Origin of the sequence: Aquirufa salirivi, assembly GCF_045310485.1 — a bacterium.
Taxonomy (GTDB): domain Bacteria; phylum Bacteroidota; class Bacteroidia; order Cytophagales; family Spirosomataceae; genus Aquirufa; species Aquirufa salirivi.
Genome location: NZ_JBEWZH010000001.1, coordinates 392365 through 405514 on the forward strand (window position 1 = coordinate 392365; position 13150 = coordinate 405514).

Sequence of the window (13150 nt, forward strand, 5' to 3'; positions counted from 1 at the left end):
TCAAAACAAATTTACAAATTATCCTTTGGCCATTTCATCAATTTTCGAAATTGTCAGCATTTTTTTTAAAGCCGCCTAGCTTTGTCCTATCTTTGCACACAAGCATTTCAACATCATGACAATACGCTATTTATTATTAGCTTTTCTTTCTTTCTTTTTAATAGGAAATTTAGCTGCTCAATCAAGATCGAATCCATATGTGGGCCCCTGGAGAGCCGAGCTTCGTTCTCAAGGAGGAGGTCTTCCTTTTAACCTCAGTGTAGCTCCAGGTAAAAAGAAAAATACCTTTTCCATTAAAGTGATCAATGGCTCAGAAAGCTTTCTCTTAGGGGAATCCTTTTTTCGAGGCGATTCCTTAGTAATACCCTTCGATCTATATGATTCAGAAATTATAGCCCGTTTAGACGGTTCAAAAAAGATGTCAGGTTACTGGATCAAAAAAAGAAATGGAAAATTTGTCAATCAGCTTCCTTTTTCCGCTAACTATGGCTCCAAGGAAAGATTCACAGCACTTAAAGCTCCAAGCGTCAATGTTAGTGGCACCTGGAATGTGGATATTTCTGTAGATGATAAACATACCCCAAGTGTAGGTGTTTTCAAACAAGTAGGAAACAAGGTAACTGGTTCTATTTTACAGACCTCAGGTGATTATCGTTTTTTACAAGGGAACGTATCAGGAGATAGCCTATTGGTGAGCTATTTTGATGGCAGTTTTGTCTTACTATTCAAAACCAAAGTGAGCGGAAAAGAAATTAAAGGTACCTTATTCTCTGGATTTGCCACCAAAAAAGAATTCAAAGGAATTTTAGACCCCAAAGCCAGCTTGCCTGATTTGAAAAAATTAACTTTTTTAAAACCCGCTTACGATCGTTTGAATTTCAATTTACCCACACCCAAAGGTGAAAATATCAGTTTAGATGATGAACGATTCAAGAACAAGGTGGTTATTGTGGAAATCATGGGCTCATGGTGCCCCAATTGCATTGATGAAGCTCGGTTTTTAGCCCCATTTTATGCCAAAAACAAAGCTAAAGGTGTGGAAGTTATTGGGGTTTCATTTGAATACTCCCCTGAAATGCCTGTTTCTGGACCCAAAATTGAAAATTTCAAAAAGAAAATTGGCATTGAGTATCCCATAGTCTTTGGAGGTGTCCCAGAAGATGAAACCATTGCTCGGGTTTTCCCCATGTTGAATAAATTTAATGGGTATCCTACTACCTTTATCATCGATAAAAAAGGGAAAGTCCGAGAAATACATACGGGTTTTTCAGGACCAGGAACGGGTTTATATTATACGGATTGGGTTCAAGAATTTGAAAAAACAATCCAAAACTTACTGGCTGAGAAATAATGACTTCTTTTAAACATTTGCTTCTAGTTGGCCTCTTTTTCTTTGGGAGGGAACATGCCAGTTTCGGACAAGAAAAGAAAAGCAGCAAGCTGAAGCCATGGATAGCTCCTTTGAGTTTAACCTTAGGTGGTCTTGCGTTTTATAACCAAAGCGCTCACGATAAACAGGTAACTTGGCATCACGAAAATTATGCAAGCTTTCAAAGTTCTGCTGATGATTTCTTACAGTATAGTCCTACGATTATTCAAATTGGGGCAAGGCTTTTAGGAGCCAAGGCACAACACAAAGGCAAAGAGCAGTTGGGTTTATTCCTCGTAGGAACAGGCATCTATGTCATCAGTACACAAGGCTTAAAACGTATTATCAATGAAACTCGTCCTAATGGCGCGGAACATTCCTTTCCTTCTGGACATACAGCTACCGCTTTTTTCGGAGCCACCGTTTTAGCAAAGGAGCTAGGCAAGGATTATCCATGGTTAGCCATAACAGGTTATACCTTGGCTGCAGGAACGGGTTATCTTCGTTTAGCGAATCATGAACATTGGTTAAGTGATGTATTAGTGGGTGCAGGTATTGGCATTGCTTCAGCAGAATTAGCCTATTATATTTATCCGAAATTGAAAGATCAATTTGCTAAATCCCAAGTCTTTCAGTGGGAGCCTAGAGTAGCACCCAATTATTATGCGGCTAGCTTTAGCTACCATTTCTAAATTATATCCACACACTTGCCCATCTTATGAAGGTTAGTAAATTATTTAAAGAATTTGTTGAAAGCGAAAAATCAAGTGGTATTATCTTGATTTTTTGTACCCTTTTCTCCTTGTATGTGACCAATTCAGAGTGGGGAAATGCCTACCAACATCTTTGGAAGACAGATGTATTGGGCCATTCATTAGAACATTGGATTAATGATGGCTTAATGACCATCTTTTTTCTCTTGGTTGGTTTAGAATTAGAAAGAGAAATCTACATCGGAGAATTATCCAAAATCAAAGAGGCATCTTTTCCCATCATTGGGGCTTTAGGTGGCATGATTGTCCCTGTGATCATATATACTATTTTTAATTACGGCACGGAAACCATTTCAGGAAGCGCAATTCCCATGTCTACAGACATCGCTTTTGCCCTGGGTATCTTATCCCTTTTGGGAAACAAAGTACCATTATCGCTCAAGATATTTTTGACGGCTTTGGCAGTGATCGACGACCTAGGGGCCATTGTGATCATTGGAACTTTTTATTCCAATGGACTGGATTGGACCAATTTACTGTTATCCTTGGGCACATTTGCTCTATTGGGTGGATTAAATTTTGCCAAAGTACGTTCCATTCCATTGTATCTATTGGGTGGCATAGCCATGTGGTATTTTATGGGACAATCAGGTGTTCACCCAACCATTACCGGGGTTTTATTAGCCTTCGCTATTCCTTTTGACAAAGGGGATCATATTTCCATTTCCACTAAAATTCAGCACTTTTTGCATAAGCCCGTCAGCTTTGGAATTTTACCCGTTTTTGCTTTGGCCAACACCGCGATTATCTTAAATACTGATACGACAAGCAAATTACTAGAAACCTACAGTTTGGGTATTTTCACAGGTTTGAGCTTAGGTAAACCCATTGGTATATTTCTATTTTGTTTGATTGCTTCTCGTTTAGGGATCAGCAAATTACCCAAAGATTTATCTTGGGCATCTATTGTAGGCGTTGGTTTTTTGGGTGGAATTGGATTTACCATGTCCATTTTCATTACCAACTTATCATTTAATCAAGCATCCATCGTGGACGTTTCCAAGTTCAGTATTTTATTGGCCTCCTTGGTTTCTGCGATCATCGGATTTAGTATATTGAGCAAATCACTGAAACAGAAATAGTTCCCTAAGTCTGGTTAATCCATTGGGCATAAAAAAAGGTTAGCTATTCGGCTAACCTTTTTCTTTATAAAGAAATAATCTTATTTCAATTTAGCTACGGCATTTTTAATGCGCTCGCAAGCTTCTTCTAATTGCTCATCGGCAGCAGCGGTAGAAATACGCATACAATTAGGTGCTCCAAATCCTGAACCCGCTACGGTAGCTACAAAAGCTTCTTGTAATAACCAGTTACAGAAATCATCAGAATCATTGATGGTCGTCTTTCCATCTGATTTACCATAGAAGTAGGAAATATCAGGGAAAGCATAAAATGCACCATCTGGCATGTTTACTTTAAATCCTTCTATCTCACGTAATTTACCAACGACCAATTTACGGCGACGGTCATAGGCGGCTTTCATTTCATAAGCATGATCCAATGTCCCATTAAAAGCAGCTACTGCGGCTTTTTGAGCGATGGAGTTCGTGCCAGAAGTTACCTGACCTTGTAATTTCTCCACACCATCAGCTATCCATTTTGCTGCGGCAATGAATCCAATTCTCCAACCCGTCATGGCATGCCCTTTGGCAACTCCATTAACGGTGATAACACGGTCCTTGATTTCAGGAATAGAACCGATAGAAAAATGGCCTCCTTGAGTAAAATTAATATACTCATATATTTCATCTGCCAACACAAAGATGCGCTCATGGCGAGCCACAACATTGGCGATATCACGTAATTCAGATTCGGTATAAACGGATCCTGTAGGATTATTTGGCGAAGCAAACATCACCATTTTAGTCTTAGGTGTAATCGCTGCTTCAAATTGCTCAGATGTTACTTTGAAATTGTTTTCAAATGAACCTTGAACTATCACAGATGTACCTTCGGCTAATTTGACCATCTCCGAATAAGAAACCCAATATGGCGAGAAAATGATAACCTCATCACCTGGATCGATTAATGCAGCAATGGCATTAGCTAGGGAATGCTTAGCTCCTGTAGAAACAACGATGTTTTCAGATGCCCACTCTAAACCATTATCACGTTTCAATTTGTTGGCAATGGCCATACGTAAATCTGGATAACCAGCTACCGGGGAATATCCATGAAAACCATCATCAATGGCTTTCTTGGCAGCCTCACAGATGTGAGCAGGAGTTTTGAAGTCTGGCTCTCCAACGGATAAACTGATAACTTTATGACCTTGGGCGGCTAATTCACGTGCTTTTTTAGTCATTCCCAAGGTGGAGGACTCTTCTAAAGCTTGAATTCGTTGAGCTAATAATGATGATGACATAGTAGATAATCAATGCTAATTTTACAATTCGAACGCAAAATTACCCTTTTCTAAATGGAATAACTAATCATTTCTTGATAAATCAATTGACCAAATTATCAAAAGGTAGATTATTTGGCATGACTTAATTTGGCATAAAGTCCCTTCGAATCACGCATTAATTCCTCATGCGTTCCCCTTTCCATAATCTTTCCTTTTTGTACTACCAATATCTGATCAGCATGCTGAATGGTGCTCAAACGGTGCGCAATCACCAATACCGTTCTATTCTTCATCAGGTTCGTTAAAGCTGCCTGAACCAGTTTTTCCGATTCATTATCAAGCGCACTAGTAGCTTCATCCAAAATCAGAATCGGTGGGTTTTTCAATACAGCTCTCGCAATGGAAATCCGCTGACGTTGCCCCCCCGACAATTTTGAACCTCGATCCCCGATGTGTGCCTGATAGCCTTCTGGATTAGCCATGATAAAATCATGGGCATTGGCGATTTTAGCGGCTTCTTCTACCTCTTCCTGACTAGCTTCCGTACCAAAGGCAATGTTATTAAATATCGTATCATTAAACAAAACGGATTCTTGCGTCACAATACCCATCATAGACCGCAAATCCTCTAATGGTACTTGCTTAATGGGCACCTCATCAATTAGAATTTGACCCGAACTGGGATCATAAAAACGGGGCAATAAATCCGCCAACGTTGATTTTCCTCCTCCTGATGGCCCAACCAAAGCAATGGTTTTCCCTTTGGGAATCTCAAAACTGACATGATCCAAAACGAGTTTATCCTTTTGATAAGCAAAATTCACTTGATCAAAAACAATGCGGTGAACTAATTCTTTCTTAGAAATAATCGGTTCCTCGGCCACAATAATTGGTTGAGTATCCAATATCTCAATAATACGGTCCGCACTAGCCACTCCTCGCTGAATACCGCTGAATGCATCGGCTATGGCCTTGGCCGGTCGCATGACCTGCGAAAAAGTAGCAATAAAAGCAATGAATGTCGATGCGCTTAATTCTCCTTCTCCTGAAATCACCAAGGTACCCCCATAAAGCAATATTCCTGTAACAACTAAAACTCCCAAACTTTCCGATACAGGAGACGTTAACTCTTGTCGGAATACCATCTTCAACAAGGAATGCCGGTATTTCCCATTTTCTTGCTGGAATCGTTGATCCATCATAGGCTCTGCCCGAAAGGCCTTCACCACGCGCATGGCTCCAAAAGTCTCGTCCAATAAGCTAATCAAGCCACTTAAATGCTGTTGTACTTCACCAGCTGCTCGTCGTAATCTTCGGGTAATGGTGGCGATAACTCCTCCAGATAGGGGAAGTATCATCAAGGAAAACAAGGTCAATTTGCCCGACATACTGGCCAAAAAGACAAAAAATAAGACCAAGGAAAAGATCTCTTTGAATGTGGCGGTAAAGGCCCGACCAATACTATTTTCCACCTCCTGAACGTCCGTGGTCAAGCGCGACATCAAATTGCCCTTTTTTCTTTCACTGAAATAACTCAAATCCAAACGAATGGCTCGCTCAAATACCGCCTGCCGAAGGGAAGCGATGGTATCCGCCTCCACGGTTTTTAAAACTCGTTGAGAAAAATAACGAAAGATATTGGACAAAATCACAGAAACCATAATGGCTCCACAGGCATATTGCAAGGCACCAATTCTTCCATATTGCTCTAGGGCTCCATAGAAATAATGATTAAAAGCAAAGGAGAAATAATTGGGTGAAAAAGTAAATTCAGGTAGATTTCTGTATAAGGCTATATTGTTTGTAGCTGCTTGATTAAAAAGCACATTTAACAGCGGAATCAACAAGGTAAAATTTAAGATTCCAAATAAGCTCGCCAAGAATGAAAATCCAAAGTAGGGAAATACATACTTCCGAATGGAAACGGCATAGCTAAGTAGTCGGAGATAGGTTTTCAATGAGAATCTTTCTTAAATTTAGGCCAAATTACTACAATTTCTTAAACTTATCAGAATTCATACCCTTTCAATGCCCTCCAAACAGAATAACAACAAGAAGTTCCCCTTGATTTCCATCGTCATGGCTTGTTACCGGGGTGAGAAATTTGTAGAAGAACAGATTCATAGTCACCTAAACCAAGATTATCCTCATTTAGAATTTATCTATTTGGATGATGCCTCCACCGATGCCACATGGACCATACTTCAAACCCTAGCTCAGCTAGATCCCCGAATTAACATTTTCCAAAATGAGAAAAACTTAGGTTATGTAGGAAGTTTTGAAAAAGCAATTCAATTAGCCCAAGGAGAATGGATTGCCCTTTCTGACCAAGATGACATCTGGGAAAAACAAAAAATAAGTCGGCTATTTCATGCCATTGGTTCTCATTCATTGATTTACGCTGACTCCCAACTCATTGACAAACAAGGAAATGAACTTCCACAAAGAATGTCTGACTTGAAAAACCAGATCCCATATTCCTCACCCCTGATGTATACTTTTGGTGCCTGGGCTCCAGGCCACAGCATGTTATTTCAAAAATCCATATTGACCCATGCTTTCCCTTTTCCAAGATTTGTTTCTCATGACTATTACATTGGCTTTGTAGCAACCTGCTATCAAGGCAGTACTTATTTACCTGAAATCTTAGTTCAATACCGCCAACATGATCAAAATGCCATAGGTGCTAACTTAAAAAAAGCACCTAAGCACTATGTTACCAGAAAGCAGCGAGACCTTCGTATACAGCAACGCGTTCAACTATTGGCTGAACTTTGCCCAGCTGAAAAAGCCATAGAAAAACAAGTATTAAGGAATCTAGCTCATGATTTTAGCTCCACTAGCCTTCTGTCGAGAATCCGAAGAACTTACCTAGTCATGAAATACCGAGATGTGATGTTGGCCTACAAGAAAAAAGGAGCTATCGCCAAATGGCTGTATCCTTTTAAATTACTTTTTACCATCTATTAGGCTTTGAAGCGCAGACTGAACCGATAATACCAATTTTTGAGATGAACCCAAAATGGGATGTACCGTTTTTTTAATAGCCCATTAAATGGCTTTCCTCTTTGTAAATAGTATTTGGAGAAAGTCCCCGAACTCATTCCCCAAGTCCGAATAAATTGAAAATATCCTTTATTTTGCTTCACTCTTTTGACAGAAATAGAACCAAAATGATAAACTCGACTTCGGGCTACCCCTTTGAATAATCTAACGCCTGCTTGCCATAATTTCATAGAAAAATCCGGATCTGAATACATACCAGGAGAAAATTCCACACTATAACCACCTACAAGATCCCATAGATCTTTGTGCACTACATTGGGCGGCCATGTACTTCCTTGCCAATCATTTTTCTCCCAAGTGTTCCACTCTTTCAGTAATCGCTCCTCCTCAAAAGTTTCTAGGTTATAGCCATAAGCCTGTTCAATCGAACAATTACTCTGAGCCCGAGGCTCAATCATGGTGGCTGAAATGAAGAAATAATGATCTGGACAAGCCAACACTTCCTCTTGCAATATTCCATCCCAATTGGGTAGCACATACATGTCGTCATTGAGATACAACAAGTAATCCGCCGTAGCCAATTTTCGCATGGCGTTCATGGCATAACATACACCCACATTTTCTTCACTGTGTGAATAAGCAATATCCCCCTGCTCTTTGATCCACTCCAAAGATCCATCCGCACCTTCATTGAGATGTACCACCAATTGATAAGAAGTAGTAGCATGCTGGCGAATACTTCGAATACAGTTCTGAAGAAATGCCAAATTATTCCATGTCGGTATTAGGATAGAAAAAAAGGGCTTGGTCTGCGAAGCTTCTTGCGGGAAATAAGAAATTTTCTCTTCCATCATGAAATTATTCGGTAGTTTTTGTATTCCCCTATCCGCCTACCTGTCCAATCTTCAATTTGCTGCAACACCTTTCTGCGTAAGCTCATGCACTTTCTTAATTCCTTAGGATCCACATGAAAAGGCCAATTTTGTTGGGATACCCTAGCTTGCATAACTTGGGGATGGGTCCCTTCAAAAAGAGTTAAACGCTCTGCATTTCCATAATCAAATTGATAATCCTGAGGAACATTCGCTGCCAACCAAGCATCGTCATGATAAAATTGTGTGAAGTTTCTCACTTTATTATTTAAACCTTGGGGAGGCTTTACCCAACCATAGTGGAAAATATGAGCTGGGATAAGCTTCACTTGTATCTTTTTCCCCGCTTTTCTAAATCCTTGAGCATCTTTATACGAATGTACATCAGGGTGATATTTCACTACCCTAATTTCCCTACGATACCATCTTCTTGACACCGCGACATGGTTGTAAGACCCATAAAAATGGCGGTAATGAAACAAAAGTCCTTCCACCGCGTCATCTTGTACATACTGCTCCATGGATTGTTTAATGATAGGCAAATCCATTTCATGCACACATTCATCCCCTTGTATATAAAATGCCCAATCCGTATCGGGAGAAATAGCCGAATAGGCCTTATCTGTTTCTAAAGCAAAAGTTCGCCCGCCTTCACGTTGGCTATCGTCCCAAACCGTTTCTATAATTCGAATTTTATTGGATGGAATACTTTGAATTAAGGCCAATGTATCATCTTCAGATTTGCCCACAGCTACCACAAATTCATCACAAATGGGCAGAATGGAAGTAATGGCCTCCACAATGGCATAATCGTTTTTGATGGCATTCCGAATAAAAGTAAAGCCTGCTATTTTCATCAGACTAATATTTTACTTGAATACCATGGTAGGTATCGGGTTCTTCATAATCCTTTCTCAAGGGGTGTCCTTTCCAATCCTCAGGAAGTAATATTCTTCTTAAATCAGGATGGCCTGTAAATTTCACCCCGACTAAATCAAAGGCCTCTCTTTCATGCCAATCGGCTGTTTTCCAAATATGCGAAACCGTAGGTACTTCAGGCAAAGAGCCATCTGGCAATAAGCGAGGCACTACAACCCGAAGGTGAAATGTCACATGATTGGGGATGGAATATAGGGTATAAATCAATTCCAAATCCCCCGATGAAGGACCTTGATCGATGGTTGTTAAACAAGAAAGTGAATCAAAGTACGATTCAGGGCTCCGCCAAAGTAAATCACACACAGAAACCAAATCTTCTACCTCTAAAGTAACCCGACTATTCGCCTCTTCAAAGCTCAGGCTTTTACCCAAACTTTGTTCGATTAGTTCTTTAATATGTAGCACTGCATTCATGCGAGTCTTTTTATGAGATGGCTTCCAAAATGCGGGCAGGAACAACCAAACTTTCTTGTTGAATTTTCTCTTGTAATTTTATGATGCCACCTAATAAGGCTTCGGGTCTTGGTGGACATCCCGGTACATACACATCCACGGGAATAATCCGATCCACTCCCTTCACCACATGGTAACCATGGTCCCAGTAAGGACCACCACAGTTGGAACAAGAACCCATAGAAATTACATACCTAGGTTCAGGCATTTGCTCATATAAACGACGAATACGATCGGCCATTTTGAAAGTCACCGTTCCTGCTACAATCATCACATCCGACTGTCGAGGCGAAGGGCGAGGAAAAACACCAAAACGATCTAAATCATAACCCGATGCAAAAGCCTGCATCATTTCGATCGCGCAACAAGCCAAACCAAAGCTCATAGGCCACAAAGAACTAGCTCTAGCCCAGTTGAGCAAATCCTCGACTTGGCTAATGACAAATCCTTCTGACTGAAACTGTTGGTCTAATAAGCTTTTCATAAATTATCTAACAATGGTCAAATTACCATAAATTGTACCATAATCCTCACTGGGTGTAATGCGGTACATGTAGGTTCCAGAGGGTAAATCCTTCCCATTAAACTTCCCCTTAAAGGGCTTTTCTTCATATTGATAGCCTGTACTTTCAAAAACAGGTTGGCCCCATCGGTCAAAAATCACGATACTGGCATCTGGGTAATTGTATAAATAATCAATGAACCATTCATCATTCGTATCATCTGAGTTGGGAGTGATGGCATTGTAGGGATGTATTTTAACTAAAACAACCACGTCTATGGTGGCAAAACTCTGGCAAGATAAACCCGTAGTAGCATCTTTTCCCACTCCTGTAATAAAATACGTCAAAGTAAAACTTGTACCTTCTAAATCTTGATGGCTTTGAATGATTTTCTGAATGTCAAACGTGGTATTCAGTCTAGTTGTATCAGTAATACCAATTTCTTGTCCACGATTTGTTCCCGCTAAAGTCCATGTCCATTTGATATCTGCATTTTGCGCCCCATTGACAGGAATGGGAATGGGATCAGGATAAGGTTCCCCTAAAAGGCGATTGGGAGAAAAGACCACCACTTTCTTTTCGGTAGCTACCCACACTGGACATTGAGCCCAAGTAGGTATATTTGCTCCCAATAAAAAGAGTAGCAGCAATACGTGCTTCACACGAGTTAAAGAAGGGTATTTTAATCTAGAAATTAATAAAGTGTTTGTTAAAAACATAAAGCTTAAAAAATTCTCCCTAAGGTTTTGTAAATATACCTAAATTCACAAAATTTTTATGGAATGCCCATGACCCATTTTTTTGAAACAGATTTAGCTTTGCTACGTGGTATCACTCCCGCGAGGCTTAGCCTGCTTCAAATGGAATTAGGTCTTTTTACCTATGGCGACTTAATTCAGTACTTTCCCTTTCGTTACGAAGACCGAACGGCTATTTATCCGATTGATCAAATCACCGAACAATTGGAGCATGCCCAATTTGTAGGGCGCATTCGTTACAAAGAAAAAATCGGTCAGGGACCCAAGCAAAGACTCGTAGCTCAATGTTGCGATGAATCTGGCTGTATTGAGCTAGTCTGGTTTCAAGGCATTAAATGGCTTGAAAAAACCTTAACGCCCGGGGTGGATTATTTATTTTATGGCAAGCCAACTAGCTTCAATGGACAAATCCAAATTACTCACCCAGAAATGGAAGTTTATAAGGGCAAAACCCAAAATGACACCTATTTCCATCCTGTTTATTCCTTAACTGATAAATTAAGAAAAAAATACATAGACAGTAAAGTGATAGCTCAACTGCAAAAAAATGTCTTGCAAGTGGCCTTCCCTTACATTCGAGAAACGCTTCCTACAGAAATAATCCAACAATTTAAACTCATTTCCAAGCAAGAAGCCCTATACCACATTCATTTACCCCAATCTGAAAATTGGCTACATCAAGCCAAAAGACGCTTGAAATTTGAAGAGCTGTTTTATAACCAACTCCGATTAATCAAACAAAATTTAGTCAGGAAAACCGCTTTCCCCGGTCAAGTTTTTTCATCAGCTGCCCTATTAACCAATTTCTATCAAAATCACATGCCCTTTGAATTGACCAATGCGCAGAAAAAAGTGATTCGAGAAATTTTTCAAGACATGAAATCAGGGCAGCAGATGAACCGACTTCTACAAGGAGATGTTGGATCGGGCAAAACCATTGTAGCCTTTATTGCGATGCTCTTGGCTATTGATAATGGGACCCAAGCCTGCCTGATGGCTCCAACTGAAATTTTGGCGGATCAACATTATCAAGGGTTAAAGAAATTTGCTGATTTATTGGATATTCAAATTGCCAAGTTAACAGGCTCGACTAAAAAGAAAGATCGACAAGTTTTACATGAAGATTTAGCCTCTGGGAAATTACAAATTTTGGTGGGGACCCATGCCATCTTTGAAGATGTAGTCCAATTTCACAATTTGGGATTGTGCATTATTGACGAACAGCACCGTTTTGGGGTAGCTCAACGCGCCAAACTTTGGGATAAAAACAAACAGACTCACCCACATGTCATGGTGATGACGGCCACGCCTATCCCGCGTACTTTGGCCATGACGCTGTATGGGGATTTAGATATTTCCATCATCGATGAAATGCCCGCAGGAAGAAAAGCTATTCAAACCATTCATCGCTATGATAGCCATCGTCTGCAGGTATTTGGTTTTATTCAACATGAGTTAAACAAAGGCCGTCAGGTGTACATCGTCTATCCACTGATTGAAGAATCCGAAAAAATGGATTTCAAAGATTTGATGGATGGCTTTGAAAGTATTTCAAGGGCCTTTCCTGAGGTGCCCTTGGGTATTCTTCATGGCAAAATGAAATCAGCCGATAAAGATTTTGAAATGGCTCGATTTGTCAAAAATGAAACCAAAATCATGGTGGCAACCACTGTTATTGAGGTAGGGGTCAATGTCCCCAATGCCAGCATCATGATCATCGAAAGTGCTGAAAGATTTGGATTAGCACAACTTCATCAGCTCAGAGGCCGAGTTGGGCGAGGTGCAGAGCAGAGTTATTGTATTTTAATGACTGGCTATAAATTAAGTGCTGATACCAAAAAAAGGATTGAAACGATGGTAAGAACCAACAATGGTTTTGAGATTGCGGAAGTAGACTTACAATTAAGAGGCCCTGGAGATTTAGGAGGTACGCGTCAAAGTGGTGCGATAGATCTCATGATTGCAGACCTAGCCAAAGATGGTGAAATATTAAAGGTTGCGAGAGAAACTGCCCAGAAAGTTTTGGACGAAGACCCACAATTAATGCTCCCCAATCACCAGATGATTCGTGAACAGGTAGCTCATCAGCGTAGAGACACCACCAACTGGGCTAAAATTAGCTAGCCTAGG

12 protein-coding genes are annotated in these 13150 nt (G+C 40.2%); 5 read left to right on the forward strand and 7 right to left on the reverse strand.

Annotation, left to right across the window (positions count from 1 at the left end; all coding sequences use genetic code 11):
• Positions 1-115: 115 nt before the first annotated feature.
• From U0R11_RS01570 to nhaA, 3 genes are read left to right on the forward strand one after another with little or no spacing between them, the layout of a single operon-like run.
• Positions 116-1351: a peroxiredoxin family protein gene (locus U0R11_RS01570; protein ID WP_406749483.1), complete on the forward strand. Its 1236-nt coding sequence runs from the start codon at positions 116-118 to the stop codon at positions 1349-1351.
• The gene (locus U0R11_RS01575; RefSeq protein ID WP_406749484.1) at positions 1351-2061 is read left to right on the forward strand and encodes a phosphatase PAP2 family protein; all 711 of its coding nucleotides are present in this window, start codon (positions 1351-1353) and stop codon (positions 2059-2061) included. The genes U0R11_RS01570 and U0R11_RS01575 overlap by 1 nt, the downstream gene beginning before the upstream one ends.
• Before the next feature lie 26 nt (positions 2062-2087).
• Entirely contained in the window at positions 2088-3224 is a 1137-nt protein-coding gene (gene nhaA, locus U0R11_RS01580) for a Na+/H+ antiporter NhaA (protein ID WP_406749485.1), read from the forward strand.
• Between the two features lie 80 nt (positions 3225-3304).
• On the opposite strand, the gene U0R11_RS01585 is transcribed toward nhaA, so the two are convergent.
• The gene (locus U0R11_RS01585; RefSeq protein ID WP_166374897.1) at positions 3305-4507 is read right to left on the reverse strand and encodes a pyridoxal phosphate-dependent aminotransferase; all 1203 of its coding nucleotides are present in this window, start codon (positions 4505-4507) and stop codon (positions 3305-3307) included.
• 110 nt (positions 4508-4617) lie between these two features.
• The gene (locus tag U0R11_RS01590; RefSeq protein WP_406749486.1) at positions 4618-6447 is read right to left on the reverse strand and encodes an ABC transporter ATP-binding protein; all 1830 of its coding nucleotides are present in this window, start codon (positions 6445-6447) and stop codon (positions 4618-4620) included.
• A gap of 70 nt (positions 6448-6517) precedes the next feature.
• Here U0R11_RS01590 and U0R11_RS01595 point away from each other — a divergent pair, with 70 nt between their 5' ends.
• A complete protein-coding gene (locus U0R11_RS01595; RefSeq protein ID WP_406749487.1) occupies positions 6518-7459 on the forward strand; it encodes a glycosyltransferase in 942 nt (313 codons plus the stop codon).
• Here the strand turns inward: U0R11_RS01595 and U0R11_RS01600 are convergent.
• From U0R11_RS01600 to U0R11_RS01620, 5 genes are read right to left on the reverse strand one after another with little or no spacing between them, the layout of a single operon-like run.
• Positions 7456-8349, reverse strand: a complete 894-nt coding sequence (locus U0R11_RS01600; protein ID WP_406749488.1) for a glycosyltransferase family 2 protein — start codon at positions 8347-8349, stop codon at positions 7456-7458. The two genes, U0R11_RS01595 and U0R11_RS01600, sit on opposite strands and share 4 nt — an antisense overlap.
• Positions 8346-9224, reverse strand: coding sequence for a glycosyltransferase family protein (locus tag U0R11_RS01605; protein WP_406749489.1), 879 nt, complete (start codon positions 9222-9224; stop codon positions 8346-8348). The genes U0R11_RS01600 and U0R11_RS01605 overlap by 4 nt, the downstream gene beginning before the upstream one ends.
• A 4-nt stretch (positions 9225-9228) precedes the next feature.
• Positions 9229-9720 (reverse strand): NADH-quinone oxidoreductase subunit C, encoded by a 492-nt coding sequence (locus U0R11_RS01610; RefSeq protein WP_406749490.1) that lies wholly within the window; start codon positions 9718-9720, stop codon positions 9229-9231.
• Positions 9721-9730: 10 nt separating this feature from the next.
• Complete coding sequence (locus U0R11_RS01615) at positions 9731-10243, reverse strand: NADH-quinone oxidoreductase subunit B (RefSeq protein ID WP_166230106.1); 513 nt, start codon at positions 10241-10243, stop codon at positions 9731-9733.
• Between the two features lie 3 nt (positions 10244-10246).
• On the reverse strand, positions 10247-10981 hold the full coding sequence (locus U0R11_RS01620) for a gliding motility-associated C-terminal domain-containing protein (protein WP_406749491.1): 735 nt from the start codon (positions 10979-10981) through the stop codon (positions 10247-10249).
• Positions 10982-11050: 69 nt separating this feature from the next.
• On the opposite strand from U0R11_RS01620, the gene recG reads away from it, so the two are divergent.
• On the forward strand, positions 11051-13144 hold the full coding sequence (gene recG / locus U0R11_RS01625; protein WP_406749492.1) for an ATP-dependent DNA helicase RecG: 2094 nt from the start codon (positions 11051-11053) through the stop codon (positions 13142-13144).
• Positions 13145-13150 lie beyond the last annotated feature (6 nt).

Coding starts and splice junctions, on each gene's coding strand:
- U0R11_RS01570 (WP_406749483.1), top strand. CDS start 116: ATGACAATACGCTATTTATTATTAGCTTTTCTTTCTTTCTTTTTAATA.
- U0R11_RS01575 (WP_406749484.1), top strand. CDS start 1,351: ATGACTTCTTTTAAACATTTGCTTCTAGTTGGCCTCTTTTTCTTTGGG.
- nhaA (WP_406749485.1), top strand. CDS start 2,088: ATGAAGGTTAGTAAATTATTTAAAGAATTTGTTGAAAGCGAAAAATCA.
- U0R11_RS01585 (WP_166374897.1), bottom strand. CDS start 4,507: ATGTCATCATCATTATTAGCTCAACGAATTCAAGCTTTAGAAGAGTCC.
- U0R11_RS01595 (WP_406749487.1), top strand. CDS start 6,518: ATGCCCTCCAAACAGAATAACAACAAGAAGTTCCCCTTGATTTCCATC.
- U0R11_RS01600 (WP_406749488.1), bottom strand. CDS start 8,349: ATGATGGAAGAGAAAATTTCTTATTTCCCGCAAGAAGCTTCGCAGACC.
- U0R11_RS01605 (WP_406749489.1), bottom strand. CDS start 9,224: ATGAAAATAGCAGGCTTTACTTTTATTCGGAATGCCATCAAAAACGAT.
- U0R11_RS01610 (WP_406749490.1), bottom strand. CDS start 9,720: ATGAATGCAGTGCTACATATTAAAGAACTAATCGAACAAAGTTTGGGT.
- U0R11_RS01615 (WP_166230106.1), bottom strand. CDS start 10,243: ATGAAAAGCTTATTAGACCAACAGTTTCAGTCAGAAGGATTTGTCATT.
- U0R11_RS01620 (WP_406749491.1), bottom strand. CDS start 10,981: ATGTTTTTAACAAACACTTTATTAATTTCTAGATTAAAATACCCTTCT.
- recG (WP_406749492.1), top strand. CDS start 11,051: ATGACCCATTTTTTTGAAACAGATTTAGCTTTGCTACGTGGTATCACT.